This is a genomic window from Psychrosphaera ytuae (assembly GCF_017638545.1).
GTDB lineage: Bacteria > Pseudomonadota > Gammaproteobacteria > Enterobacterales > Alteromonadaceae > Psychrosphaera > Psychrosphaera ytuae.
This window is the reverse complement of the sequence record NZ_CP072110.1, coordinates 2,468,330-2,493,377: the sequence shown is the minus strand read 5'-3', so window position 1 is coordinate 2,493,377 and position 25,048 is coordinate 2,468,330. Positions and strand designations below refer to the sequence as shown.

Annotated in this window: 22 protein-coding genes; 16 read left to right on the top strand and 6 right to left on the bottom strand. The window is 41.8% G+C overall.

Annotated elements, in window-relative coordinates:
- Positions 1-70 precede the first annotated feature (70 nt).
- The 5 genes from J1N51_RS11140 to J1N51_RS11120 all read left to right on the top strand — a co-directional run bounded on the left by J1N51_RS11140 (position 71) and on the right by J1N51_RS11120 (position 6,572).
- A complete protein-coding gene (locus tag J1N51_RS11140; RefSeq protein ID WP_208831343.1) occupies positions 71-637 on the top strand; it encodes a hypothetical protein in 567 nt (188 codons plus the stop codon).
- Positions 637-2,412 (top strand): OmpA family protein, encoded by a 1,776-nt coding sequence (locus J1N51_RS11135; protein WP_208831342.1) that lies wholly within the window; start codon positions 637-639, stop codon positions 2,410-2,412. Before J1N51_RS11140 ends, J1N51_RS11135 begins: the two co-directional genes overlap by 1 nt.
- Positions 2,413-2,627: 215 nt before the next feature.
- Complete coding sequence (locus J1N51_RS11130) at positions 2,628-3,125, top strand: Rab family GTPase (RefSeq protein WP_208831341.1); 498 nt, start codon at positions 2,628-2,630, stop codon at positions 3,123-3,125.
- Positions 3,125-5,269 carry a sensor domain-containing protein gene (locus J1N51_RS11125; protein WP_208831340.1) on the top strand — a complete coding sequence of 715 codons (2,145 nt, stop codon included), beginning with the start codon at positions 3,125-3,127 and terminating at the stop codon, positions 5,267-5,269. The genes J1N51_RS11130 and J1N51_RS11125 overlap by 1 nt, the downstream gene beginning before the upstream one ends.
- Before the next feature lie 13 nt (positions 5,270-5,282).
- On the top strand, positions 5,283-6,572 hold the full coding sequence (locus J1N51_RS11120) for a metal-dependent hydrolase family protein (protein WP_208831339.1): 1,290 nt from the start codon (positions 5,283-5,285) through the stop codon (positions 6,570-6,572).
- Here J1N51_RS11120 and J1N51_RS11115 read toward each other — a convergent pair.
- The gene (locus J1N51_RS11115) at positions 6,569-7,447 is read right to left on the bottom strand and encodes a LysR family transcriptional regulator (RefSeq protein ID WP_208831338.1); all 879 of its coding nucleotides are present in this window, start codon (positions 7,445-7,447) and stop codon (positions 6,569-6,571) included. The two genes, J1N51_RS11120 and J1N51_RS11115, sit on opposite strands and share 4 nt — an antisense overlap.
- 162 nt (positions 7,448-7,609) lie before the next feature.
- Here J1N51_RS11115 and J1N51_RS11110 point away from each other — a divergent pair, with 162 nt between their 5' ends.
- Positions 7,610-8,110 carry a lactoylglutathione lyase family protein gene (locus tag J1N51_RS11110; RefSeq protein ID WP_208831337.1) on the top strand — a complete coding sequence of 167 codons (501 nt, stop codon included), beginning with the start codon at positions 7,610-7,612 and terminating at the stop codon, positions 8,108-8,110.
- An 82-nt stretch (positions 8,111-8,192) separates the two neighbouring features.
- Here J1N51_RS11110 and J1N51_RS11105 read toward each other — a convergent pair whose 3' ends face one another.
- The 4 genes from J1N51_RS11105 to J1N51_RS11090 all read right to left on the bottom strand — a co-directional run bounded on the left by J1N51_RS11105 (position 8,193) and on the right by J1N51_RS11090 (position 12,754).
- Complete coding sequence (locus J1N51_RS11105; protein ID WP_208831336.1) at positions 8,193-9,119, bottom strand: zinc metalloprotease; 927 nt, start codon at positions 9,117-9,119, stop codon at positions 8,193-8,195.
- Positions 9,120-9,355: 236 nt separating this feature from the next.
- Positions 9,356-9,943, bottom strand: a complete 588-nt coding sequence (locus tag J1N51_RS11100) for an FMN-dependent NADH-azoreductase (protein WP_208831335.1) — start codon at positions 9,941-9,943, stop codon at positions 9,356-9,358.
- 154 nt (positions 9,944-10,097) lie between these two features.
- A complete protein-coding gene (locus J1N51_RS11095; protein WP_208831334.1) occupies positions 10,098-12,218 on the bottom strand; it encodes a putative bifunctional diguanylate cyclase/phosphodiesterase in 2,121 nt (706 codons plus the stop codon).
- Positions 12,218-12,754 carry a heme NO-binding domain-containing protein gene (locus J1N51_RS11090; protein ID WP_208831333.1) on the bottom strand — a complete coding sequence of 179 codons (537 nt, stop codon included), beginning with the start codon at positions 12,752-12,754 and terminating at the stop codon, positions 12,218-12,220. The genes J1N51_RS11095 and J1N51_RS11090 overlap by 1 nt, the downstream gene beginning before the upstream one ends.
- A gap of 162 nt (positions 12,755-12,916) precedes the next feature.
- Between J1N51_RS11090 and J1N51_RS11085 the strand changes: the two genes are divergently transcribed.
- The 10 genes from J1N51_RS11085 to J1N51_RS11040 all read left to right on the top strand — a co-directional run bounded on the left by J1N51_RS11085 (position 12,917) and on the right by J1N51_RS11040 (position 24,584).
- Positions 12,917-14,509, top strand: a complete 1,593-nt coding sequence (locus J1N51_RS11085; protein WP_208831332.1) for a GAF domain-containing sensor histidine kinase — start codon at positions 12,917-12,919, stop codon at positions 14,507-14,509.
- Between the two features lie 9 nt (positions 14,510-14,518).
- On the top strand, positions 14,519-14,959 hold the full coding sequence (locus tag J1N51_RS11080; RefSeq protein WP_208831331.1) for a response regulator: 441 nt from the start codon (positions 14,519-14,521) through the stop codon (positions 14,957-14,959).
- A gap of 11 nt (positions 14,960-14,970) precedes the next feature.
- Positions 14,971-16,695, top strand: coding sequence for a putative bifunctional diguanylate cyclase/phosphodiesterase (locus J1N51_RS11075; protein ID WP_208831330.1), 1,725 nt, complete (start codon positions 14,971-14,973; stop codon positions 16,693-16,695).
- Positions 16,696-16,758: 63 nt separating this feature from the next.
- Positions 16,759-17,376 carry a guanylate kinase gene (gene gmk, locus J1N51_RS11070; protein WP_408635839.1) on the top strand — a complete coding sequence of 206 codons (618 nt, stop codon included), beginning with the start codon at positions 16,759-16,761 and terminating at the stop codon, positions 17,374-17,376.
- 54 nt (positions 17,377-17,430) lie between these two features.
- The gene (gene rpoZ, locus J1N51_RS11065; protein WP_208831328.1) at positions 17,431-17,703 is read left to right on the top strand and encodes a DNA-directed RNA polymerase subunit omega; all 273 of its coding nucleotides are present in this window, start codon (positions 17,431-17,433) and stop codon (positions 17,701-17,703) included.
- A gap of 103 nt (positions 17,704-17,806) precedes the next feature.
- Positions 17,807-19,903, top strand: a complete 2,097-nt coding sequence (gene spoT, locus J1N51_RS11060; RefSeq protein ID WP_208831327.1) for a bifunctional GTP diphosphokinase/guanosine-3',5'-bis pyrophosphate 3'-pyrophosphohydrolase — start codon at positions 17,807-17,809, stop codon at positions 19,901-19,903.
- Between the two features lie 21 nt (positions 19,904-19,924).
- Positions 19,925-20,314: a RidA family protein gene (locus J1N51_RS11055; protein ID WP_208831326.1), complete on the top strand. Its 390-nt coding sequence runs from the start codon at positions 19,925-19,927 to the stop codon at positions 20,312-20,314.
- Positions 20,315-20,329: 15 nt separating this feature from the next.
- Complete coding sequence (gene trmH, locus J1N51_RS11050; protein WP_208831325.1) at positions 20,330-21,112, top strand: tRNA (guanosine(18)-2'-O)-methyltransferase TrmH; 783 nt, start codon at positions 20,330-20,332, stop codon at positions 21,110-21,112.
- A gap of 9 nt (positions 21,113-21,121) precedes the next feature.
- Positions 21,122-23,230, top strand: coding sequence for an ATP-dependent DNA helicase RecG (recG, locus tag J1N51_RS11045; RefSeq protein ID WP_208831324.1), 2,109 nt, complete (start codon positions 21,122-21,124; stop codon positions 23,228-23,230).
- Between the two features lie 124 nt (positions 23,231-23,354).
- Positions 23,355-24,584, top strand: a complete 1,230-nt coding sequence (locus J1N51_RS11040) for a diguanylate cyclase (protein ID WP_208831323.1) — start codon at positions 23,355-23,357, stop codon at positions 24,582-24,584.
- 89 nt (positions 24,585-24,673) lie between these two features.
- On the opposite strand, the gene ubiK is transcribed toward J1N51_RS11040, so the two are convergent.
- Positions 24,674-24,934: a ubiquinone biosynthesis accessory factor UbiK gene (gene ubiK / locus J1N51_RS11035; RefSeq protein ID WP_208831322.1), complete on the bottom strand. Its 261-nt coding sequence runs from the start codon at positions 24,932-24,934 to the stop codon at positions 24,674-24,676.
- Positions 24,935-25,048: the final 114 nt, after the last annotated feature.

Sequence of the window (25,048 nt, the reverse complement as noted above, 5' to 3'; positions counted from 1 at the left end):
ACCAAACAAATACAGATTTGAGACTACACTTTAACAAGTATTACGTATTGATCATTATGGAATTTTAACGATGGCGAAAGCAAACCCACCAGCAAAAAGTAACGACCCAGTAACGAATCAAGATAATGAGGCCGACACACAAGCTGACGCCCAAACTGAACTTCAACAACTTAGGCAAATTGTATTTGGTGCAGCCGAGGACAAGCTTAAACGCCAGATCAGTCAGCTTAAGTCAGATTTAGAATCGGCGCTGAAAAGCAAAGAGTCAAAAATTTCCGAACAAATTACTCAACTTTCTAAGCACATGGACGAACAATTTTCCAACCTGACCGCAAAAGTAAACGAAGTCGATAATCGTCACTTGGACAATAATACAGAGCAGCATAAAGCGCTTAAAAACTTAAGTTCTGAATTAGAAATGCAGTCGGCTAATTCACAAGATGAACTAAAAGAATTAGAAAGCTATGTTGAGCGTGAAAATCAGGCACTTTCGTCCAGCTTTAACGAACAATTAGAGCAATTAAAAGCCTACCTCGAAGATGTTTCAAAAGAACTCAGTACGTCCAAAACGGACCGTAAAACCTTGGCTAAACTCTTGGCTGCAATGGCGACCAATTTGGAAGATGACCAACTGTAATGGAAAAGCCGTCGTCGCCAGTCGAGTCACAAGATTCTGACCAACAAGAGTTGGCACAACTCAGATCGATTATATTGGGCAGAGACAATGTCCATATCAAATCAGTGCTGAGAGAAGATGCCAGACACCTTGTTAGTGAAGTCATCACTGAGGCTATTTTCGATCGCCAAAAAAACGATGCCTCTCTCAATAACGTGCTACAGCCATTGGTCGAAGAATCAGTACAAAAATCAGTTACCCACCACAGCGACAAAATGGTCAGTAGCCTGTATCCCTTGATGGGTAACTTGGTCCGTAAATATGTCACTGCGTTTTTGGCCGACTTCATCGAACGAACCAATCAACTGATAGAAAACAGCCTGACCATTCAGAGTGTTAAGTGGCGTTTTGAAGCAAAACGTGCAGGAATGGATTACGCTCAATACGTTGCGTCACAAACTTTCGTCTACCGAGTAGAACACGTATTCCTAATCCATGGCGAAACCGGCTTATTACTCAACTCTGTGGCTCATAACAACAATCTAAAAAGTGATGCAGATATCATCTCATCAATGCTTACTGCCATTAATGACTTTGTGGGTGATTCTTTTTTGGATTCGGGAGACGGTCAACGTGAACAGTTGCAGTCAGTATCCACCGACAACTTTAATTTGTTAATAAAACCCGGTCCTAAAGCGATTATTGTTGCTGCGGTTATTGGTCATCCTCCACAACAGCTCAGCGACCAACTGCAGCTTACTCTGGAACAAATCCATAGTTTGTACACGGATCCACTTTCTGACTTTGAGGGTGATAATGAGCCATTTGCCAACACCGAATCAGCGCTGCGTGAATGTTTATTGTCACAGCAAAAATTAGAAAAACAGCAAAACAAAAAGATACCTTGGTATGGTTTGTTGATATCTGCCGCTATTGTCCTTTTGTTGGTTTTTCTTTCTTATCGACAGTGGTTGGCCAGCGAACTCAACGAGCGAATCCAAAAGATCAGTGAACAGCCTGGCATTATCTTAACCAATGTCGACACACCTAATAACTCAGAAGCCACAATAACATTACTACGTGATCCCAGTGCGATTTCGGTCAGCCAATGGCTTGAGGATCAAAACATCCCACTTGAACAACTGACTGTCATCGAAAAACCGTATCAATCACTTGAATCCGAAATCAAGCTCAAAAAAGCGCAAAGCGTTTTGGCGCAATATCCAGAGTTAACTTTAGAGCAAGAGCAAGAGCAAGAGCAAGACGCATTGATCATCAATGGCCAAGTGTCTCAAGCGGAGCGAGTAGAAATAAGCAGTCTACTCACGGCTATCGGCTTTGATATCTATGCCGATGTTAAGTTTGCTGTTCCGGACGAGCAAAGTGTCATTGCAACGAGTAGTGACCCTAAAGTTTTGGCTATGAAGTACCAAGATTTAGTCAGTCAAATCAGCGCTGCTCAGTTCAATTTTGAGGTTAATAGCTCACAATTGACTGCTGGTATGCGACTCCAGTTACAGCTTATCGCAGATAAGATCACGGCGATGGATCAACTCGCGAGCTCTTTAAAGTACGAGTTCGGTTTACTTATTATCGGTGCCTCGGATGGTTCGGGCAGTAGCCAACAAAATGAGCAGCTAAGCGAACGGCGAGCTAAGCGCGTTGCTGACTATCTGCAAACCTTAGGTATAAATCCCAACAAACTGTATATCAAAGGCCTAGGCCAGATAAATTTAGATAAAGTAAGTGAAGACTCACGCACTGTTTTACTCAATGTAGTAACAACTCAAAAATAACAACTGAAACAACAGGTCAAACAAGGTCTTTCATCCATAGAAAGAGAATAGACAAACCCCTACAAATAACAGTAAGGTAGTATAAATGTAGCGTTAACGCTTAACGGAAAATACAGGCTACACTTAGACTATCAATATGCGGTACAGATCACAGACATTTGAGAAAAGGGCAAATGTATTAGCTAGGCAAAGCACATAGTTATGAGGGATACCATTTGATTCAGAAAAAGATTTGCCTATTGGGTGCCTCGAGTGTAGGCAAGACAAGTCTTATTAGGCAATTTGTCGATGGAATTTTTAGCGATCGCTATTTGACGACGATCGGCGTCAAAGTTGACAAAAAGCTAGTTGAGATCGACGGTCAAAAGGTTCAATTTATTCTTTGGGACATCGAAGGAAATGACCGTTACAACCTCTTCCAAGAAAGGTACTTAAGAGGGGCAGCGGCTTACATCATAGTCGTAGACCAAACTCGTATGTCATCTCTATTAGACGGAATGAGTATTCAAGCGCTTGCCAGTAAAACGGTTGACTGCCCTTCTGTACTCGCTATCAATAAAAGTGACTTAACAAGTAATCTCCAACTCAGTGAAGCAGATTTAGAATCACACAAGTCACAGTTTGATTTTTGCATTAACACTAGTGCTAAAACGGGTGATAACGTTGAGAAAATGTTCTCTGATTTAGCAAAGCATTTTCTAGGAGCTAAGTAATGACGGCTTTGCTCAATGACTTTTTAAAGGCCATGGATCAAATTGTACTAGAGGCGGCTGATATCCAGACCGACCAAATGCGACTAGTACAGGGTGAAAACAAATGGTCCACCCAGTTATTTCCAGAACTTCGTACCTCGGTGATGTTAACCATTGATGAGCGAATTCCTTTTTTGCAGGACTTTTTGTACGATGCCCGTTTGTTATGGTCCGGAGAGCACAATAAAAAATTAAAATCAGGCCTCTGGACTGAAGACTTACCCGATGGCACTGAGTTGCACTTAGAAGCGACGGCAATAAAACAGAACAGCCACAACTTTTTATTGATCAAAAATGAGTCCGAAGAGTTTCAATTTAGGCAAAACACCCTGCAAGCGGCCCGAGAAATACTCCTTTCAAATGACCGTTTGGTAGAACAAAACGAATATTTACACAATCGATTGCTCAATATTCTCAAAGATCCCCTCGACAATAATCAAATCCAAAACACCTTAAGCAAAGTAATAGAAAACGCAGAATTCGGGGTATTTATTACTGACCCTGACATGAATCAAATTGTCGAAAATAGCGCCGCCACAAAGATTTTTGAACAACCAACAAGTCCATCTTCCAAACCTAAGCCACCTTTAGAAACCATCATCACCTTGTTAGATAACCAGTTACCCGAATACGAGCGTATCCTAACAACAAAATCCAATTGGGACGGTGAACTCTGTTGGATGGCACCACCGACCACACTAAAATGGTTAAAAATTTCAATTTATCCGGTCAAAAACGATTTAAATCAGGTTCGACATTGGATTTTATTTGTAAATGATATCAGCAATGTAAAGCACTTGGTTCAGCGCAATGAACAGCTTGCACTCCAAGACATGCTCACCGAATTGCCCAATCGCTACTCGTTTTGGCAAACGTTAGAGCAAGAAATAGCGAAGCAATCTTCGTTTTATTTAATCTATGTTGATATCAATGAGTTTAGAAAACACAACGAATTTTATGGCCACGACGAGGGTGACCGATTACTCAAAGAAATCGGTCAACGCATTCAAAATAGTATTAAGCACTATGACTTTGTAGCCCGGATTGGCGGAGATCAATTTGCCATAATATTGACCGACATGTCCGAACAACTTCAGTGTGAGAGAGTATTGCGTCGCGTAATAAACAATTTAAGCGCGCCATTTACATCAAATACCGGACAAAACTTCAATATTACCGTCAGTGTAGGGGCTGTTAACTTTCCTAGAGATGCGCAATCTGTGCCTGAGCTTATGCGGTTTGTTGACCTCAGTGCCCATACCAATAAAAACAAAAGACAAATGTGGGTGCAGTTTTATACCGATGAGATGAAAGCAGCGTCTCATCGTGAAATTGAGTTAGAGAACGAATTACGTCTCGCGATCATGAATGGTGAATTTGAGTTGTACTTTCAACCCATTATTGATCTAGCAACCGATACGATAGTGAAAGCTGAAGCATTAATTCGATGGAACCATCCAGAAAAAGGCGTAATAAACCCTGATGTTTTCATTCCTATTGCAGAAAAAAGTGAACTCATCATCACTTTGGGAAAATGGGTTATATCGCGAGCTTGCCAAGTAGCAAGGCAACTCTGCGATCTCAAACATTGCATCAAAATTTCAATGAACTTGTCTCCCTCACAAGTTTATGACGAAGACTTGTACAATTATTTGTGCAGTTGTGTCACTAAGTATGAAGTGGATCCACAAAAGCTCGAAATTGAAGTGACCGAAGGGGTGTTAGTCGAGAGCTATACTAATACTGACCTACTGTTAAATAAAATACGTGATTATGGTCTGACCGTTTCAGTGGATGACTTTGGCACCGGCTACAGCTCCTTGTCGTATTTAAAAAAGCTCCCTATCGATTATCTCAAGATAGACCGTTCCTTTGTCCAAGACGTTGCCACCGATGACAATGACAAAGCCATAGTCAAAGCGGTTATTGGTATGGCCCACAACTTAAACCTCAAAGTCATAGCTGAAGGTGTCGAAACGAACGAACAATTAAACTTCTTGGTCGATAACCATTGTAACTCTGTGCAAGGTTACTTGTTTTCTAAACCAGTAAAATTAGAAAGTTTTATCGACTTGTTAAACGATTACACAACTACAAAAGAATAAAAAAGGTTAACCAATGAAAAAATCCCTCCTTACCGTAGCTTTGGGCTCGCTGGTTTTGGCCCAGTCTGCAATTGCAGACACACTGATTCACGCGGGTAAATTGATCCCTGCTAATTCTGACAAAGTGATGTCAAAGGTGACCGTCATCATAGATGGCAATAGAATCAAAGAGATTAAAAACGGTTTTCAAAAGCCAACTAAATCAGACACTCTCATTGATTTAACCGACTCCACGGTTATGCCTGGCCTAATGGATATGCATACTCATGTCACCAACGAACACTCGGGCATGGCAAGTTACTTGGAAGGTTTTAAATTAAATGAAGCCGATTATGCACTAAAAGGCGTTGTATACGCGCAACGAACCCTAGACGCCGGCTTTACCACCGTTCGTAACTTAGGAGATGCGTACAATAGCTCGGTTGCCTTAAGAAACGCTATCAACAAAGGCATGATCCGTGGACCACGTATTTATACGGCAGCCAAATCCATTGCGACAACAGGTGGTCATGCTGACCCAACTAACGGTCGAGCCGCAAATATTACCGGTGACCCAGGTCCTAAAGAAGGCGTTATCAATGGTGTTGCAGAAGCGCGTAAAGCCGTTCGTCAGCGTTATAAAGATGGTGCTGATTTAATTAAAATTACTGCCACAGGTGGCGTTTTAAGTGTTGCCAAAAGTGGCCAAAACCCGCAGTTTATGAATGACGAGCTTGAAGCTATCGTGCAGACTGCAAAGGACTACGGCATGACCGTTGCGGTACACGCGCACGGTAAAGAAGGCATGAAACGAGCGATTAAAGCAGGGGTAACGTCCATCGAACATGGCACCTACATGGATGAAGAAATCTTTGGTTTAATGAGAAAACACGGTACTTATTATGTACCCACTGTCATGGCCGGTAACTGGGTGGCAGAAAAAGCCAAAATAAATGGTTTTTTCCCTGAGCTTGTAAGACCTAAAGCAGCCAAAATTGGCCCACTTATCCAACAAACCTTTGCCAACGCCTACAAAGCAGGCGTCAAAATTGCCTTTGGTACTGACTCAGGTGTGTCTGCTCATGGTGACAATGGGCTAGAGTTCAAACTAATGGTTGATGCTGGAATGAAGCCAATTGATGCGATTCGCAGTGCGACCTATAACAGTGCGGATTTACTCAATGTTCTCGACGACCTTGGTACAGTAGAAAAAGGTAAACTAGCAGATTTAGTTGCGGTCAAAGGTGACCCGCTCAAAAACATCTCATTAATGCAAAACATTACGTTTGTAATGAAAGACGGTAAAGTAGAGAAACAACTTTAAAGCCACCGTTTAATCTCATTTACGACGGTCTCACAACGTGCGGCCGTCGGCTTATTGTTTTTTGTCACTAAATAGAGTGACTCTGTCACGTCAACAGGTAATGAGATTGCCTTTATATTCGAATTTTTATTGTTTTTCATATAAGTATCTACCGCATACTCAGGTAATACCGTAATCCCTAAGCCTGCAGCAACCGGCTCCAAAATCAATGTAATCTGATTGGAAAAGCCAGATTCGCGAAACTGATCAATACTCTTAAACTCAGAGTAGTTTTGACTCAATAATAACGAAGCGTGATGGGCTCCATCCGGATGATTAATAAATCCACAGCTTTGCAGTGACGGCCAACCTCTTATGGTCATATCTTTAGGCGTAACGAGTACCAACCTTTCGGCCCCAATGTATTGCGACGTAATTCCCGCTTGAGTAACTTGTTGTGTGACGATACCTAAGTCGATTTTACCTTCATTTGTATCGCTTATGATCTCCTCATTTGGCGCAAACCTAAGGTCTATAGTCAACTCAGGATGTGCCTGTTGTAACTTTAGTAGATGACCGTAAAGCTTTAACCCTACACTTCCTGGAGTCTTGATTTTAACCTTACCTTTATAGGGTTCATCTTGCTTTATAACCTCTGATAATTGCTCTGCCTGTTGCAGCAAAACAAGACCTTGATCATAAAGTCTCTGACCTGCATCAGTCAGATAAAATGTCTTACCTTCTCTGATTAATAGTTTTTGCTCACATTGCTGTTCGAGTTTTTGAATATGTTGGCTAACGCCGGATTGGGTCATAAAAAGTTGTTCAGCTGTACGGGTAAAATGGTGAGTTTCTACTAGCTGGCAAAAGGTCTTTAACCACTGCATATTGAGCATTACTACTCTCCGACAAATAATTACATTTTATTATCACTTCAAGCATAAATGATAATTTTTGTTAATTAAATATACCTTTTAAACTTCTCAAAAGTCATAAGAGAGCACGTTTGCTTTTTTATGTTGTATTAACTCTCTATTGTTAAAACTTAGGAGTCGACAATGGCTAACGTATATCCGAGAACATTCTCTCATATTGGGATTTCAGTCCCTGACCTTGAGGCCGCAGTTAAATTTTATACTGAAGTACTTGGCTGGTATCAAATAATGAAGCCCACTGATATTGAGGAAGACGGCTCTGCCATCGCTGAAATGTGCACTGACGTGTTTGGTGAGGGATGGGGAAGCTTCCGTATTGCTCATTTATCAACAGGTGATCGTGTGGGTGTTGAGTTATTTCAGTTTAAAAACCAACAAAACCCTGAAGACAATTTTGAATATTGGAAAACTGGCGTATTTCACTTTTGTGTTCAAGACCCAGATGTCGAAGGGCTAGCTGAAAAGATTGTCGCTGCTGGAGGTAAAAAACGCTTGGAAAAGCCACGTTATTATTACCCCGGTGAAAAGCCTTATCGAATGATTTATATGGAAGACCCATTTGGAAATATACTAGAAATTTACAGCCATAGTTACGAGCTGATTTACAGCGCTGGTGCTTATTAGTTTACTGACCTCCTGTAGCTTAACTGTAAGTAAGCCACGAGCACGACAACAAAGAGCTCGTGGCTTTGTAATTTAAATAAAATTATAAATTACGATAGGTAATCGCCTGATTATCCGCTCGTACAGCTTGACCAAACGAGAACTCGTACATACACGCATCATCCGTGTAATCCATAAAGTTACTGATAGGATCTAAACCAGCGGCATTTTTGCCTTTAGTGCAGCTATCTCGACCAACAGGGCAACCGTATGCCGGACTTTTCTCTGCAGGTGTATCTGCCACGTAGTCGCCGCTGCCGCTACAACCACCTTGGAAAGTGTGATACAAGCCAAGCCAATGACCGACTTCATGAGTACCCGTATCGCCTTGGTTGTATGGCGCCGCAGAACCACCTGGTAATGAATCAACTAAAACAACAACACCATCGTTTAATGGATTTGAAGCATAATCAGAGGGGAACGTCGCCCAACCTAACAAGCCATCACCCGCCTTAATAGTGTAAAAGTTTAAATCAGATGCATCGCCCTGACGCAATGCGCTTTTCATTTGCGCTTCTGCTTGAGAGCCATAACCCGCTGTATACCAAGCGTTATTAGCAACAGTTTGAGTCGATACCAAGTTAAAAGTAAACGGGGTGTTTTGATAAGCATCGTTTAACACGTTCATTTGAGCGTTAATATCCTGGCTGCTTAATGCACCATTACCACTGGTATCTGTAATTACATGAAAATACACGTCAATTACCACTGAACCAGCCGCACGAGGTTGATCACTGCCACCGCCATCACCGCCGCCAGGCTTTCCGCGTTTGGCTGTGCGCAATTGTTTAAAGTGAGCTTCTTTTAATTCCGCTTCTCTTGCCGAAGGGTGCGGCGTACCACAGCGCAATAACTTAGAATTGTGATTGGCTTTTTCATACGCTTTTTCGTTTGCTGCAAAGCTTGGATTTGATGATAACGCGAGCACCGACGCTGCGAGGGATAAAATGAATTTAACAGAGTTATTCATAGGATTTACCTTGTATGTTTTTATTTTTTGTTACGCGGACAAACAAGGGAATTCCAAAACTCAATCGCGCTTCAATCCATTAAAGCTGAGGGAGACCCCTCTTTATATCTGCGCATTTATTTTTATTAGCCAGTTCGACGCAATTAACAAACTGGCTAAAAAACAGACTAGTAAAACCTAACCCTATTAGCAAATATTTTATATTTTTTAGTTATTTAGGGTACGATTTTAGTGAACTATATAGACTTCACTCGCTCTGAAAAAGCGGCTTTTACGTCCTCAGCACCAGGCATATTAAGACCTTCAGCGTACAAGAACTCAAGATCCGTGATACCTAGCAGAGCAAAAATATCCTTCACATGTTGAGTTTGAGAGTCTTTGTCTGTTCCTTGGTAAATACCACCTCGAGCTGCGGCGATGTAAACCTTTTTATTTTCCAATAAACCTTGAGGCCCAGTTTCTGTGTACTTAAAAGTCGTTCCGGCACGGGCAACACGATCAACCCAGGCTTTAAACACACTAGGGATACCAAAGTTGTACATTGGTAAGCCAATGACAACCATATCTGCGTCGATTAACTCTTGAATTAATTCATCTGATAATTTCGCCAGTTGGGCTTGCTGATCTGTGCGTTCTGTTTCATCCGTCATCCATGCACCCAACTCTTCTTGGGTTAAGTGAGGTAATGCATCTTTTGCTAAATCTCGCTCTACTACTGATAAGTCAAACTTTCCAGTCAAATGCGTTACGATTTCTGACGCTAATTGATTTGAGTTTCCTTCTGTACCATTTAAAGAAGAATTTAAAACGAGTAACTTTTTCATCTCACACCTCTTGTTCGATTATTTGGATGCCCTTTTTCTATTAACTGATTAATACGATAAGTGGCTAATGTGGGATTAAGCATATATTCCAATTTAATTAATTAAAATTGCAAATAATCAGGAATATCTTTCGATTTAATAGAAGTGTACTTGGCTATTCAGCCTTCTTTAAAGAGTCAATAAATGCTTCGATGGGTACTGGTCGGCCTAAATAAAAGCCCTGAAAACTGGTCACTCCCATTCGTTGCAACATGTCCATTTGCTCTTGCGTTTCAATTCCTTCTGCGACAGTTTCAACCCCTAACTCATTACAAATTGAGATAATGCCTTGCAACAATAATTGTGCTTTGTAGTCCGACTCAAGGTCGGTAACAAATGCTCGATCGATTTTTATCACGTCAAAATCGAGCTTTCTTATATAACTTAGTGATGAATAACCAGTGCCGAAGTCATCCATCGCCATTTTATACCCCATCTTTCGCAACTCATTGATAATATTACCCGCACGAATTTCATCTCCGAGAAACGATGACTCCGTGACTTCTAGTTCAAACCGATTGGGGTACAACCCACTTGCTGCGATTTTCTCTTGTAATACCGTTACGAAGTCCGGATGCATTAAGTGCAAAGGTGAAATGTTTACAGCAACTCTTAAGTTGTAACCAAATTCATCCAATATTTGGACAAATCGAATGGCGTTATCAATCGCTAAATTACCAAGCTCGAACGCCAAACCATTTTCTTCCGCTAATGGGATAAACACCGCAGGCGACACAAACCCATGAATAGGCGAGTTCCAACGACACAAAAGCTCCGCACCAGACGGCGAGTCAGTCTGATCAAATTGACCTTGTAAATGAAAATCTAAACTATTGTTGTCGATTGCTTTTTTAAGTTCGGCCAAAAGAGATATCTTTTCTTGTGCTTGTTTTTCGACCGACTCATCGTAAAAAACATAGGCGCTTTTACCTAGTGATTTAGCCTGATACATGGCGGCATCTGCAGCTCGTATTAAACTTTGATGATCATCGGCATTGTCGGGGAACAAGGCAATTCCAATACTCGCAGATACGGCCACGGGTAATTGCATTTCTTTACCGATTCGTTTCATGCCATTAATAACATCACGGCAAAAAGTAATAATTTGTTGCTCGTCGGTGGTTTCGGTTGCGACGATAAATTCGTCGCCGCCCCAACGAGCTGTAATTGAATGCCCTAGACAGTCATCTCCTAATAAAGATGAGACGGCAACGAGCAATTCATCGCCCTTTTCATGACTCATGGTGTCGTTAACAGCTTTGAATCCATCGAGATCGATAAACAACACAGAGTATCTCTCTGGTGCGACATTGGGGTCTGATAGCTTTTGCTGAAATGCATTGCGATTTAATAGACCCGTTAGCGAGTCATACATGGCCATTTGTTGTAAGTGTTTTTCAGCGTTTTTTCGCTCCGTCATGTCCCGTACAACGGCCACTAAATAAGAACTGCTTCCCTCCTCAAACATAAATTTAGAGTAGGTAACCTCAACCGGAGTGATTTGGCCACTTACCGTTCTTACTTCGCTTTCTTCACTTACCCTTTCATGGAATTTGAGCTCTTGAATATGCTCCTCGGATAATTTTATATAGTCATTAAAGTCAAGATTTGACTTGTTAACCTTTTCGCCGATCAATTGATAAAAAGCAGCGTTTGCTTCGATGATTTTTTTATCCCGTTGTAGGATGAGCATCGCATCGCGAGAACTTGAGAATGCAGATGCCATTAACCTTGAAGAACGCTCAGCGTTTCGAAGTTCGGTAATGTCTTTGGAGGTTCCCAATAGACGTCTTGGCAGACCTTCTGGTGATTCTTCGACAACCCGGCCTCGCAATCGAATCCATTTGTATTCTCCCTCTCTGAGGGCGCGAAACGTTATATCTAAATTTTCAGAGCAGCCATCCAAGTGAAGACGCCACTGGAGCCGATAGTTCTCAAAGTCATCTGGGTGAATCGTGGCAAAAAATTCATCTAGTGTGTAGGTAAAATCCACTGTTGAATCAGAAAAGCGATTAAAGCGTCGAACCACAAAATTACCCGACTCTACATGCCACTCCCAAATTGATTCATTACTCGCCCACAAAGCTAATTCAAGCTTGCGTTGTGCTTGCTTAACTGCTACTTGGGATTCATACAATGAGCGGCTTTTCTCAAGCAATATTTGCTCTGACTCTTTTCGAGCATTTCTTTCTCTTAGTAGCGCTTTTTTTAAGTACTCAGCATCCGAATTTGTCATTAATCTAATTTCTTCACTTCAATAATGGATGAACTACCTGGTTCTGGCTCAATATGGATCGATACTTGTTCCCCAAAGTATTCTGCACCTCCTGCAATCAGCCCTTCTGCCAATGGCTCCAGCCGATTGGTCGATGTATATAACAGCTTGATGTAACTATCTGTTTCTTCTATTGTTTCAAATGTTGGCAGGTCTGCTTCTGGGTACAGCTTTTTGACCTCTACATGAATGTGTGAGTCCAGCGTCGACAAAATTTGAATGACTGAGGTTTTACCAGCCACAGCATGAGGGTGCCCCTCTGCTAATAGCTTGAATAAGTAGTGACCAAACTTTCGAACTAAGTCAGGAATAGGCACCCCTGTGTGAACAGACAACCGCGTTACTATTGCCACAATTTCTGCAGGTTCATAATACCCCACAGAGGTGTAACTTCCGTTACTAGAAGTGTTAGCTTCGTCTAGCACTCTTTCAGTGAGTTCTAAGCCGACCTCTTTTTCCATCATTTCTATTAAGTTAGTAAAAATTACGCCGAGCATCGGACCCTCCACCAGCTTCAACTACTTAAAGTGTAGACGGAAATTTTTTTTTTTATTTTTTGATCTACATGCAGCAAACAACTGTATAAAAACCGTACACAAGCATACAAACCCAGGCTGCGTTATCCATAGAGAATTGCCTACAACCCGAGGCAAAAAGACATGTTGGCAGCACCTTTACCCGTCGATGAAGAAAAAAGAATAAATCTACTCCATAAGCTGCATGTGTTGGATACGGGTCAAGATAGATTTCTACAGTCTCTCATGGCTCTAGTAAAAGACTCGTTTGGAGTAGAAACCGCACTCATTTCCCTAGTTGATACCAATCGACAGTGGTTTAAAGCCAAAATTGGCCTTGAGGCCAACTCAACAGGCAGGGACATTTCTTTTTGTGGTCATGCCATTCTAAACGACTCCATTTTTGAAATTAGTGATGCGCGAGATGATGATCGCTTCAAAGATAACCCTCTTGTGACAGAAGCTCCTTTTATTCGCTTTTATGCAGGTTATCCACTACTAAACGATGCTGAATTAATCAATGAACAAAACGCTGTAAAGCGTTCTGCCATTGGCACTCAAAAACACTCCAGCGCAATTGGCACTCTATGCGTTATTAGCTCAACACCTAAAGTTTTAACCGAAAAAGAACGCAATATGCTTTCACATTTTGGCCATATAGCGAATGGCTACCTAGTTGAGAAATATGCCCACTTTTTTTCGACACCGTCCCACTCATTTCAACAAGCTTTAGCCAATTGTCATGACCAGCTTATTGCTGTGTTAGACGAATCTGGCCAGCTTTGTTTTGCAAATAAAAGATTCAAAACATTACTTCTCAACACAGAAACGCCATTTAAAGCTAAGCTAAATGGCTTACCGTTAATCGACTCCGAATCTCATACTCTAAACGCACCTACAGAACAAGATTGTATTTACACTTTAGAAACTTGTGACGGTCAATCTAAGTACGTAAATATCAGTTACACGTCGTTTCAAAGAACAGATAACTCAAGCTACGTTTTGATGGCAATCAAGGATATAACCGATATACAGAGAAATTTGGACTTGTTGAGAAAAAGTAATGAAGAATTAGACAATTTTACCTATATCGCTTCACACGATCTTAAATCACCTCTCAATGCGATCGGAAAACTAGCAGGTTGGATTAAAGAAGACATTGGAGACAACCTTAATGAAGCCGCTGAAAAACACCTAAATTTACTGACTCAAAGAAGTAACCGAATGATGGCGTTGTTAGACGATCTATTAGAGTACTCAAGAGTAGGTAGAGTTAATTACAAACCAAGCCAAACGTCGTTGTTAAGTATATTTGAACGCATTGTAAACACCGTCGATATTGAAGGGTCTATTACATGTAATCCTGTTGACATGCCAATGACCATAGAAGCAATTCCTTTTGCGACTGTAATGCGTAATTTAATTCAAAATTCAGCTAAACATTGTGATAAACCAACTTGCCTAGTCCATATAGATGTCAAACAAATAGAAAACATTTATCAGATTACCATCACAGATAACGGGCCTGGTATTCCGGAACATTTAATTCCAAAAGCATTACAGGTTTTTCAGACCTTACGACCAAGGGATCAGGTAGAAGGTACAGGGATTGGGTTGAGTTTAGTTGAAAAAATTGTCCAACTGCACGCAGGTGAGCTCTCTCTCAGCAATAATCCAGAAGGCGGTTTGGTCGTTCAATTTACCTGGCCTATCAAACAAATAGAGCCACACAGCTAGGAATTAATCATGAATATATTGAACAACGTATTTCAACCCACGAATATATACCTTTTAGAAGACGATGAGATAGATGCTATGTCTATCATCAGAGCATTCGACCGCTATTCTATTGAAAATCCTATGATACGTTTTGTTGATGGGCAAGATGCCTTGGACTTTTTTGCGGCCACTAATCAAACCTCGCCATTTATTATTCTGCTCGACTTGGAAATGCCTCGTGTAAATGGCTTCGAATTTCTTGAAAGGATAAGAGAAGACCATGCGCTATCGCAGTCTGTAGTGTTCGTTCTATCGACATCAACGGCCAAAGAACACATTTCAGAACTTTATAAAAACAACATTGCTGGTTATATCGTCAAAAGTGATTTAGATCCGAACTACGACAACTTAATCCGTTTACTAAATAGCTATTTCGAAATCGTCCAATTGCCACCACAAAGCCATTGAGAGCTTGAACTATGAACTTATTACTCGTCGAAGATGACATATTTGATCAAGAACAAATCTACCGAGCATTTTCCAACAGACCAGATTGGAATATCGACACGGTAGCCTCATTAAAAGAAGCGACGGCCTTCGCTAAAAACCAGTTTTTTGATCTTGTCTTGCTTGATTTGAACCTACCGGATGGTAGTGGTTTAGACATTATTCCCATTTTATTGGCCAACTTAAAGACCCCTAATTCTGCTCTCATTGTCATGACAAATGTCGAAAACGACGAACTAGCAGAGCAATGTCTAGAGATGGGGGCACATGACTTTTTGGTCAAATCTGAAGTGAATTGTTCTAAAATACTGAGAGCCGTCATGTTGGCAAAAAAACGAGCACAACTGGAAAGCCAACTCAAATCCTTTTACGAAACCAAAAAGAAACTATCTGAAACGGATTTACTTACACAAGTAAAAAACCGCTATTTTTTAGACAATTACATAGAAAATGAGTTAAACAAAGACCGTAACTCTATGATTTCGCTACTTCTAATAGACATCAAAAGCTTCAAACAAATCAATGACTCTTATGGAGCTAAAATTGGTAATAAAGTATTGATAATTCTGGGGCAGTTAATTTCAAAAACAATTAAACCTGTACAAACCGTCTCTAGACTCGGCAGTGATACTTTTGCCGTGGTCTGCACTGGAGCGTGTTGCGAGCTGACTAACATTGAAACCGCAGACTTAATTAACGACCAGACAAAACAAAAGTTGGTTATCGACAACTTTGATGGCAACTTGCACATCTCACTTAACTTTGGTGTTGCGACTTCTAACTTTTCAGTCAATTCAGAGCAGCTGTTACGAAACGCAGAACTTGCCTTATCTAAAGCCAAACATAACTACTCAGATAATTTCTTTATCTATGAGTCATCGATGGAAGAATCGTTAAAAGCGGAAAAAGAGTTAGAAGATGCCATTCGCTATAATCTAGAGCACAAAACCTTTGATGTTGCCTATCAACCTCTATTCGATAAAGAGGATACGGTCGTCGGCTTTGAAACTTTAGTGCGCTGGCCTAGCCAATCTCCAATTCATTCCACACCCGATGTGTTTATACCGATAGCCGAAAAAACAGGATTAATTCAGCCTCTTGGCCTGTGGATATTTGAAAAAGCCCTCAAACAAAGAATTGCCCTAAAACAAAATGGTTATTGCGATCTGTATTTTTCGGTCAATGTATCACCCTGCCAGTTTACAGACCCTTTGCTTTGTGACCGATTGTCCAAGCTTTGTTATGAATATGACTGTCCCACTCGAGAGATCATCATCGAGATTACCGAGACTTCTCTATTAACGAAGTCAAGCCATATAGAGTCGCTACACAATGCAGGTTTTACTATCGCACTGGATGATTTTGGTACTGGATTCTCCTCGATATCACATTTAATTAATCACCCCATCGATATGATCAAACTTGATAAATCGGTGCTACCCTGTAACGAAGATGACGCCAAAAAGTTACATATAATGCGATCAATTTCGTCTTTGTGTCGCTCATTGAAAATCGATTCTGTTTGCGAAGGCGTCGAAACAGAATGGCAAAAGTTGTTAGTTCACTCGTTGGGTATCAATAAGGCTCAAGGCTACTTGATGTCAAAACCCATCCACTCGAGAGCTTTAATAAGAACCTTGACGTCAGATCAATTCAACTTACCACAGACAAAGGTCACAAATGGCATCGCGATTTAGGCTTTAGCCTAGAGGTAAACGTGCTAACATATAAGGCAGGTTTGAATTTGAATATTGTTTTATATGAAAGGTAATTTGTTTGTTATTTCCTCACCAAGTGGTGCTGGAAAATCGAGTTTGATCTCTGCGTTACTCAAACGCCACAACGACATGAAAGTGTCAGTGTCTCATACAACTCGTGCACCTCGACCTGGTGAAGAGGATGGTGTTCACTATCACTTTTGCCAAGTCGATGAATTCAAATCTGTCATTGCCGATGACGGATTTTATGAGTGGGCTGAGGTCTTTGGTAACTTCTACGGCACGTCAAAACAAGCAATTCAAGAACAACTCGATCAAGGTATTGATGTCTTCTTAGATATTGATTGGCAAGGTGCGCAACAAATGCGCAAAATTGTGCCTGACATTATCACCCTCTTTATTTTGCCACCATCGCGAGAAGAGCTCGAAAACCGTCTAAATAAACGCGGTCAAGATTCTGCAGAAGTCATCGCAAAACGCATGCAACAGGCCCAAAGTGAAATGTCGCACTACAATGAATATGACTTTGTGCTGGTAAACGACGATTTTGACCAAACTCTAGATGAATTCGAGCGTATTGTTTTGGCTCATCGTTTACAAACGGGTAATATCGAAAGCAAATACGCGGATTTAATCCGCCAGCTATTGGCTAAAAGCTAACCTTGGTGTAATATTACGCCCCTTAATTTATTTTTGCCTCATTGGAGATTACAAATGGCTCGCGTAACTGTTGAAGACGCTGTTGAGAAAATAGGAAATCGTTTCGATTTAATTTTAGTTGCCGCTCGTCGTGCTCGTCAATTAGCGACACAAGGCAAAGAGCCTCTTGTTGAAGCAGGTAATGATAAGCCGACTGTTACGGCGCTTCGTGAAATTGAAGCTGGTTTAATCACTAATGACGTGATGGATCGCCAAGACAACGAAGCAGAATCTGCACGTGAAGCAGAAGAAATGGCTGCTGTTGCAGCTATCGTAGGCAACGAATAATAAATTGTCTCAGCCAACGGGTTTTTAGCTCGTTGGCTTTCCTTCCTAAAATTCTTTTTTTATACTCAAATCAAGTCTAATCACATTTCTACTGAGTTGTTCGGTGTATTTATTTGAAGGTTTAAAGCAACAAATTTCGGCGTATTTGCCAGCAGATCAGGTCGCTATTGTTCAGCGTGCCTATGTCGTCGCACGTGATGCCCACGAGGGCCAAATGCGTTCTAGTGGTGATCCTTACATTACTCACCCAGTTGCAGTTACTGCCTTGCTTGCCAACATGAAGTTGGATCACGAAACCCTCGCCGCGGCTCTCATGCATGATGTCATTGAAGATACTCCTGTATCTAAAAAAGATTTGGCCGATGAGTTTGGAGATACCATAGCCGACTTGGTCGAAGGTGTTTCAAAGCTCGACAAATTAAAATTCAAAGACAAAAAAGAATTTCAGGCAGAAAACTTCCGAAAAATGGTCATGGCGATGACTCAAGATATTCGGGTCATATTGATTAAACTCGCCGACCGTACGCACAACATGCGCACACTTGGCGCCCTACGCCCGGATAAAAAACGTCGTATCGCCAAAGAGACCCTGGAAATTTACGCTCCGATCGCCAATCGCCTCGGTATTCATGAGTTTAAAAACGAACTTGAAAATCTCGGTTTTGAAGCGCTTTACCCAATGCGCTCCCGTGCCTTAGCGGCAGCGGTTAAACAAGCCCGCGGAAACCGAAAAGAAGTCATTCAAAATATCCAAACTGAGATAGAAACTCGACTTGAAGAAGTGGGGATCTCTGGCGAAGTACTTGGCCGCGAGAAGCACCTTTACAGTATTTATCGCAAAATGTTGAACAAAGAGCTGATGTTCAACGAAGTGATGGACATATATGCGTTTCGTATTATCGTCGACAACGTCGATACTTGTTACCGCGTATTTGGTGTGATGCACAATCTTTATAAGCCAATTGAAACGCGCTTTAAAGATTACATTGCAATTCCAAAGTCTAATGGCTACCAGTCCTTGCACACATCGCTTATCGGCCCTCATGGTATTCCAATTGAAATCCAAATTCGCACCCATGATATGGAGCAATTAGCTGACCGCGGTATTGCGGCTCACTGGCAATACAAGGGCGCCGGTGAAAGCAAAGGTAACACTGCACAAACTCGTGCACGCCAATGGATGCAAACATTACTTGAGCTTCAACAAAGCGCTGGCTCGTCGTTTGAGTTTATCGAAAACGTTAAAACAGAGATGTTCCCAGAAGAAATCTATGTTTTCACACCAGACGGTAAGATCCATGAATTACCAATGGGAGCCACTCCTGTTGATTTTGCTTACTCAGTTCATACTGATGTTGGTAACACATGTGTTGGTGCCAAAGTTGACCGCAAGCCTCATCCGTTAAGTAAGCCGCTAGACACTGGTCAAACCGTCGAAATAATGACGTCGCCAAACGTCAAACCAAACGCCAATTGGTTAAACTTTGTGGTGACCGCAAAAGCGCGATTGGGTATTCGTAACTACCTAAAACACCAGCGAACCAACGAGGCCATCAACCTAGGCCGTCGATTATTAAATTCTGCGTTAGCTGGTGTCAGTATTGAAGACATCGAGCCGACGCGAGTCAATAAACTGCTGGATGATTTCCATTTAGACAGCCTTGAAGACTTACATAGAGAAATTGGCTTGGGTAATCTTATGGGCTTAACCATAAGTAACCGCTTACTTAACTCGGACGAGCCGACTAGCCCTAGCAAAGAAGACAACGTGCCGATTGCTGGCGCCAAAGGTATGTTGGTAACGTACAGTAAGTGTTGTCACCCAATTCACGGCGACGAAATCGTTGCCCATGTCTCTCAAGGTAAAGGCTTAACTGTCCATAGAGAAGATTGCCCTAACTGTCGTGGTTGGGAAAAAGACGCCGCTAAATTCTTCAAATTAAAGTGGGACGAAAACTCAGACAGAGAATACGTCACCACACTAAAAATTGAATTAATCAATCACCAAGGTGCGCTTGCCAAAGTCACACACCTCATCTCTTTAGCTAACTCCAACGTAGAACATATTTTTACGGAAGAAAAAGAGTCAAATATTTATGTCATCACCGCAGACGTATCGGTAAAAAACCGTGTACATCTTGCTCGTGTGATTAAAAAGATCAGGACTATGCCGGACGTTCAACGCGTTCACCGTAAATAGTCCATCAACAGGAATTTTATTATGACACGTGTAGTAATTAATACAGACGCGGCACCTGCCGCTATTGGTACTTACAACCAAGCGATCAAAGTAGGCACGACCGTTTATTTATCTGGTCAAATCCCTCTAGTACCTGAAACCATGGAAATTGTTTCTGAAGACTTTACGGCTCAAGCTGAGCAAGTATTCAAAAACCTGAGTGCAGTTTGTGAAGCTGCCGGCGGGTCGCTTGCAGATTCTGTAAAGCTGAACATCTTTCTTACCGACCTAGGTCAATTTGCTACGGTCAATGAAATTATGGCCAAATACGTTGCTGAACCTTTCCCAGCACGTGCTGCTGTGCAGGTCGCTGCATTGCCGAAGGGTGTTCAAATAGAAATCGACGGCGTATTAGAGCTATCTGACGTTTAATAGTAGGAACCGGCCATGACGCCAGAGCGATTTAATCGAATTACGGAAATCTTAGACAAACGTCAACCCGATCTAACGGTGTGCATGGAGCAAGTTCACAAGACCCACAATCTTTCGGCCATTATTCGGACTGCCGATGCTGTTGGTATCCATAATATACATGCTATCTACACCACAGAAAGCAGGTGGTTATCCGGCGGTCGTGCATCTGGAAGTCAAAAGTGGGTCAAAATTACCGAACAACCCGACACCGAAGCGGCGATAAAACAGTTCAAACAGCAAGGCATGCAAGTACTTGCAACTAACTTGTCTGATAAGGCCGTAGATTATCGTCAAATCGACTACACAAAGCCGACTGCTTTGATACTAGGCCAAGAACGAGATGGTATTTCTGATACTGCACTAGAACTTGCAGATCACCATGTAGTCGTTCCTATGTTTGGCATGGTTGAGTCGCTTAATGTCAGTGTCGCTGGTGCCCTAATCATGTATGAAGCTCAGCGCCAACGAATCGAAGCCGGCATGTATGACAAACCGATGATCAGCGACGCCATCCGTCATCAAATGTTGTTTGAAGGTGGCCACCCAATTTATGCTGAGCTTTGTGTAAGAACCGGCACTCCATACCCGCCTTTAGACGCTGAAGGTCAGATTGATGTACCTCGCAGTTGGTACACTGAGTTAAAAGATAAATATAATTTACTGCCAGCTGACAAAAAATCACGTAGAGTAGACTTTACTCATACGAATCAGACATTTGAATTTGAACCTGAGTCGTTTACTGATACTTGTAACTAACGGACTATTATGGCGCTAACCTCTCTAGCAGCGGTGCCGATCACCACTCTAAAAGGGGTTGGCCCCAAAGTCGCAGAAAAACTAAAAAAGCTTGGCATTAACTCCGTCGAAGATGCCTTATTCCACTTGCCTTTGCGGTATGAAGATCGCTCTCGGATATACCCTATAGCCTCTACGCTTCCTGGCAGTCATGTAGCCATCGTTGGACAAGTCACTTCTGCCAATATTCAATTTGGCCGTAAACGCATGCTATTGGTCAAAATTAACGATGCGTCAGGCAGTATGACCTTGAGGTTCTTTAATTTTTCTGCGGCCCAAAAAAACCAATTTGAAACCGGCGCTTGGTTTAAATGTTTTGGTGAAATTCGCGGCGGTCGATTTGGCCCTGAGATCATGCATCCAGAATACAAAAGGTTAGAGTCACAACACGACGTCGAAGTAGAAGAGTTTTTGACACCTGTTTACCCGACCACCGAAGGGGTAAAACAAGCATCTTTGCGCTCAGTCACAGAGCAAGCTTTGAGCCGTCTCGAAAAATACACAGTTGAAGAACTAGTCACCCCGGTTGGCGACAGTGGTAAATACTCTTTTGTTGATGCAATAAAATTATGTCACCGCCCTCCTGTAGATACAGATACCAGTCTTTTAGAGCTGGGTATTCACCCCGCTCAACAACGACTCGCTTTTGAAGAACTATGCGCTTACCAAGTTAGTATGCTCACCATCAAAAAGAATACTCAGGTAGTCTCTGCCATTCCTTTTTCTTGTCAGGCCCCAAATACTGGTGAATCATTTGTTGAAGTCTTTTTGAAACAACTCCCCTTTAGTCCTACTGGGGCGCAACAGCGAGTGGTTAGTGAAATCAATAATGACCTAAGTCAAGCTGTGCCAATGATGCGCTTAGTTCAAGGCGACGTTGGCTCTGGTAAAACTCTAGTTGCGGCTTTGGCGGCTTTAACCATCATTCAGCAGGGTTATCAAGTCGCACTCATGGCACCAACCGAAATTTTGGCAGAACAACACGCTAATAGCTTTAAGTCTTGGTTTGAGCCACTAGGTATAAAAGTCACTTGGCTTGCTGGAAAAACCAAAGCGGCTGAACGAAAGGTCGCATTACAGGATATTGGCGATGGTTCGGCGCAGCTCATTGTAGGGACACATGCGATCTTCCAAGACCAGGTCGAATTTGCCAAATTAGCCTTAATCATCATTGATGAGCAACATAGATTTGGTGTTCACCAGCGTCTGTCACTCAGAAACAAAGGTGCAATACATTCAGCAGATACAGTCTGTTACCCACACCAGTTAGTAATGACCGCAACTCCCATTCCTCGGACGTTAGCTATGACTGCCTATGCCGATTTAGATTGCTCAGTTATTGATGAACTGCCTCCAGGCCGAACACCTGTCACTACGGTGGTTATGCCAGATACCAAAAGAGAGCAAGTCATCGAGCGAGTCAAGCAAGTATGCTTAGAAACCGGCCAACAGGCCTACTGGGTTTGTACCTTAGTGGAAGAAAGTGAGGTTTTGCAATGCCAAGCTGCAGAAGAGACCTGTGCAGAACTACAACGCAAATTACCACAACTCAAAATTGGGTTAGTTCACGGCCGAATGAAGGCCGACGAAAAACAAGCTGTCATGGCGGAGTTCAAATCTGGTGAGCTTAATCTACTTGTTGCGACCACGGTTATTGAGGTAGGTGTGGACGTACCGAACTCAAGCCTAATGATAATAGAAAACCCAGAGCGCCTTGGTCTCGCCCAACTCCATCAGCTTCGAGGTCGAGTCGGGCGTGGCGCCCTGCAGTCACATTGTGTGTTAATGTATAGCCCACCGTTATCAAACACTGCACAACAACGCCTTGGTGTACTACGCGAATCTAATGACGGCTTTGTCATTGCCCAAAAAGATTTAGAAATACGCGGTGCAGGTGAAATTTTGGGGACTCGCCAAACTGGTTTAGCGGATTTTAAAATTGCAGACCTCGAACGCGATGCAGTTTTGGTAGAGCAGGCAATGGAATACGCCAAGCATATCACTCATGATTCTCCCGAAATAGTCGACAAACTCACAACACGTTGGTTAGGTGACAAACAAATATACGGAAATGCTTAATTTATTAACTACACTGTAATACACGAAACTAATTAACTCTGTATCAATTTGTAACATTGTTGCAATTGTAGCTAGATTAAATAAGTGTTTAACTCCAATTTTTGTAGGCTAATAGACTGTATTCATGAGAAAAATTTTAATCGTAGAGGATAGCCTCCCGATCATTACTTTGCACAAAAGCATCGCGAGAAAAGCAGGCATGGAGCCAGTGGTTGCCAAAACACTGGCTCAAGTAAAAGAGCTAACAGACCACTTTGGTGAGTTTTATTGTGCGATCATTGATTACAGCTTACCCGATGCGCCAGACGGAGAAGCAATAAAATACATATTAGATCGCAAACTCCCCGGCATAGTTATGACAGGTATGTTAGATGATAAAACTCGTAACAATATTTTACGCATGCCCGTCATTGACTACATTACTAAAGAGAGTAAACAAGCCTTTCACTACGTGCTAACTCTACTCAAACGTCTACAAAACAACCCTTCTGTAAAAATTTTGGTAGTAGATGATTCTTCAAGTTCACGATCATATCTCACCCACCTGCTCAATAGACACAATTTTACAGTTGTTCAAGCAAAGTGCGGCGTCAATGCCCTTGAAGTATTAGATGATCATCCCGATGTGCGATTGATTATTACCGATAAAGAAATGCCCAACATGGATGGTATTGAGCTCTGTAATCAAGTCCGCGCTAAATATACCAAGGATGAGATTGGTATCATCGGAATATCGGGTGCGGACTCACAAGCACTGACGGCAAAATTCATCAAAAACGGTGCCAACGACTTTTTACAAAAACCATTTTGTTTAGAAGAGTTCTACTGTCGTGTATTGCAGAACGTTGACTACTTGCAGTCAATTGAGACCATTCGTCGCCAAGCCAATACCGATTACCTAACCAACTTAGCAAATCGACGTTTTTATTTTGAGACCGTCACCCCAAAAATGTCGTTACCAGGTCACCACTCATTAGCCATGATGGATATAGATAACTTTAAATCTATCAATGATAATTACGGTCACGATGCCGGTGATGAAGTGTTAAAAACCATTGCCCAATTATTAACAGACCACTTTGCTCAAGACTTTTTAGTCTCTCGCTTGGGCGGAGAAGAGTTCAGTGTTTTCTTTGATCAATACGACTTTATGGCAACGATTAGAAGTTTGGATGGGTTCCGAGAGGAGCTCGCCGATACCCCAATCAAGGTTGGAGGTGAAACGATTTACTGTACGGTCAGTATAGGCGTAGCCTGTGAAGAGGATATCAGCCTAGATAACCTAATGAACTTAGCTGACGAGCGTTTGTACAAAGCGAAACAAACAGGTAAGAATAAAGTTATTTTTGAATAAACAAAAGGCTCAAAACAATGATGAAGTGAGCCTTTTGTTAAATGAAAGTCAGCACTAATGTAACTTATTCGTTTTCGCCTCGGTCGTTTTTAGCCTTGGTCGTTTTTAGCTAAAGATGCCTTAATCTCAGCCAGTTCCGACTCTAATGCTTCTAATTTTGCTCTAGTGCGTGCCAATACTTGTGTTTGGATATCAAACTCTTCACGACTTACTACATCAAGTTGCGCTAATTTATTTTGCAGCACAGTTTTAAACTTTTCTTCGGCATTATCAGCAAATGTTTTTACACTTGCAGGCATTGCATCAACAACTTGATTAGCGAACTGCTCTATTTTTTTTGGATCTATCATAACTATCTCAGTACAGTATTTTTGACTATTGTATGTGCTCTACTAACCATATCAAATAAATTATTATTGAATAAAAAAAGCTTTCAACAAAAAAGGCCACGAGTGGCCTTTTGT

Bases quoted from the DNA above. Each gene is read 5' to 3' on its own strand.
- J1N51_RS11055 (WP_208831326.1), top strand. From the start codon at position 19,925: ATGACACGTGTAGTAATTAATACAGACGCGGCACCTGCCGCTATTGGT.
- J1N51_RS11080 (WP_208831331.1), top strand. From the start codon at position 14,519: ATGAATATATTGAACAACGTATTTCAACCCACGAATATATACCTTTTA.
- gmk (WP_408635839.1), top strand. From the start codon at position 16,759: ATGAAAGGTAATTTGTTTGTTATTTCCTCACCAAGTGGTGCTGGAAAA.
- J1N51_RS11110 (WP_208831337.1), top strand. From the start codon at position 7,610: ATGGCTAACGTATATCCGAGAACATTCTCTCATATTGGGATTTCAGTC.
- J1N51_RS11120 (WP_208831339.1), top strand. From the start codon at position 5,283: ATGAAAAAATCCCTCCTTACCGTAGCTTTGGGCTCGCTGGTTTTGGCC.
- J1N51_RS11105 (WP_208831336.1), bottom strand. From the start codon at position 9,119: ATGAATAACTCTGTTAAATTCATTTTATCCCTCGCAGCGTCGGTGCTC.
- J1N51_RS11090 (WP_208831333.1), bottom strand. From the start codon at position 12,754: ATGCTCGGCGTAATTTTTACTAACTTAATAGAAATGATGGAAAAAGAG.
- J1N51_RS11135 (WP_208831342.1), top strand. From the start codon at position 637: ATGGAAAAGCCGTCGTCGCCAGTCGAGTCACAAGATTCTGACCAACAA.
- J1N51_RS11040 (WP_208831323.1), top strand. From the start codon at position 23,355: ATGAGAAAAATTTTAATCGTAGAGGATAGCCTCCCGATCATTACTTTG.
- J1N51_RS11075 (WP_208831330.1), top strand. From the start codon at position 14,971: ATGAACTTATTACTCGTCGAAGATGACATATTTGATCAAGAACAAATC.
- recG (WP_208831324.1), top strand. From the start codon at position 21,122: ATGGCGCTAACCTCTCTAGCAGCGGTGCCGATCACCACTCTAAAAGGG.
- trmH (WP_208831325.1), top strand. From the start codon at position 20,330: ATGACGCCAGAGCGATTTAATCGAATTACGGAAATCTTAGACAAACGT.
- J1N51_RS11085 (WP_208831332.1), top strand. From the start codon at position 12,917: ATGTTGGCAGCACCTTTACCCGTCGATGAAGAAAAAAGAATAAATCTA.
- J1N51_RS11095 (WP_208831334.1), bottom strand. From the start codon at position 12,218: ATGACAAATTCGGATGCTGAGTACTTAAAAAAAGCGCTACTAAGAGAA.
- J1N51_RS11140 (WP_208831343.1), top strand. From the start codon at position 71: ATGGCGAAAGCAAACCCACCAGCAAAAAGTAACGACCCAGTAACGAAT.
- J1N51_RS11125 (WP_208831340.1), top strand. From the start codon at position 3,125: ATGACGGCTTTGCTCAATGACTTTTTAAAGGCCATGGATCAAATTGTA.
- J1N51_RS11100 (WP_208831335.1), bottom strand. From the start codon at position 9,943: ATGAAAAAGTTACTCGTTTTAAATTCTTCTTTAAATGGTACAGAAGGA.
- J1N51_RS11115 (WP_208831338.1), bottom strand. From the start codon at position 7,447: ATGCTCAATATGCAGTGGTTAAAGACCTTTTGCCAGCTAGTAGAAACT.
- rpoZ (WP_208831328.1), top strand. From the start codon at position 17,431: ATGGCTCGCGTAACTGTTGAAGACGCTGTTGAGAAAATAGGAAATCGT.
- ubiK (WP_208831322.1), bottom strand. From the start codon at position 24,934: ATGATAGATCCAAAAAAAATAGAGCAGTTCGCTAATCAAGTTGTTGAT.